This is a genomic window from Halanaerobium sp. DL-01, from assembly GCF_003338615.1.
GTDB lineage: Bacteria > Bacillota > Halanaerobiia > Halanaerobiales > Halanaerobiaceae > QPJE01.
In genome coordinates, this window is sequence record NZ_QPJN01000030.1 from 30,438 (window position 1) to 31,670 (window position 1,233).

A 1,233-nucleotide genomic window follows, 5' to 3' on the forward strand; every position below is an offset into this window, starting at 1 on the left:
GGCACTGGCGTAAAGCTTGCTTCAATATTTCTTGCTGCTATTATTGCAAGCTTTATGACAGAAGGAATGGCGCTAATCCCATGTTATCTGATCGTTTGCTTCTTTTGAACTTCTCTTTATATAATTATTTATTCTTTTTCTTTTACCTGCTTTCTTTTTAGTAATACAAATGTTATAATATAGTCGAGGTGATAAACTATGAAAACTATAAAATTAAGAAAAGTTGGTAACAGCTATGGCTTTACTATTCCTAAAGAGCTTAAAGAAAAATATAATCTTAAAGAAGGGGAAGAACTTCATATCATTGAAAATGAAGATGGTTTTACAGTAACCCCTTTTAATCCAGAATTTGAAGAATGGGCTAAAGCTTTTGATAAGACTAACCAAAAATATAAAAATACTCTTAAGGAATTAGCTAAATGAATGACATTAAATTTATACCTAAAGACATAATTCTTTTTTTCCATGAACAACTTGTTAAAATTTATGGTGGTAGTTTTGGTATTAGAGATGAAAATTTATTAGATTCAGCTCTTGAACAACCTAAAGCAACTTACCAGGGTGAATATTTGCACGATTCATTGTTAAAAATGGCAGCAGCTTATGGCTATCATCTTTGTAATAACCATCCATTTATTGATGGAAATAAAAGAATAGCTTTTGTAGCTATGGATACTTTTTTACAAAAAAATGGTCTAGAAATTACAGCTTCTGAGAAAGAAGCCTATAAAATGATGATCCAGGTATCTTCTGGTCAGTTATCAAAAAAAGAACTAACTTTATGGCTTGAAAATAATACAAATTCAATAGAATGATAAACCTTCTGAGCTCATTAATCAGGAGGTTTTTTATTTCGCAATCTATTAATCGGCAAATGTCAGATAACGTCCCTGGGATTTGCGCTCGTGCCTGTGCCTTTAGGCCTGGCGGAAAGCTTGCCTTTATATTTCTTGCTGCTATTATTGCAAGCTTTGTGACAGAAGGCATGTCCCGAAGGGTAGGCTTGCTCTTTAGCCTAACGGCAATCCCATGTTATGCGCAGTTTCTATCTTTTTTTACTTTTTTAAAGTTCCAAATTACTCACGTTCTCTAATAATAAATTTAGTATCTTTTGTGTTCTCGTAATTACTTATATTACGATTGTAACACAAAAACATTAAGCATATTCAATCTAAACTAAGCTTTTAAATCTAAAAATTAGTTCTCAACAACAAAAAAATTGAATATCACAGA

General features: G+C 31.5%; 2 protein-coding genes. Both read left to right on the plus strand.

What is annotated here, in order from left to right:
• Positions 1-198 precede the first annotated feature (198 nt).
• Positions 199-423, plus strand: coding sequence for an AbrB/MazE/SpoVT family DNA-binding domain-containing protein (locus DER71_RS09750; protein WP_013405740.1), 225 nt, complete (start codon positions 199-201; stop codon positions 421-423).
• Positions 420-815 (plus strand): type II toxin-antitoxin system death-on-curing family toxin, encoded by a 396-nt coding sequence (locus DER71_RS09755; RefSeq protein WP_114457990.1) that lies wholly within the window; start codon positions 420-422, stop codon positions 813-815. Before DER71_RS09750 ends, DER71_RS09755 begins: the two co-directional genes overlap by 4 nt.
• Positions 816-1,233: the final 418 nt, after the last annotated feature.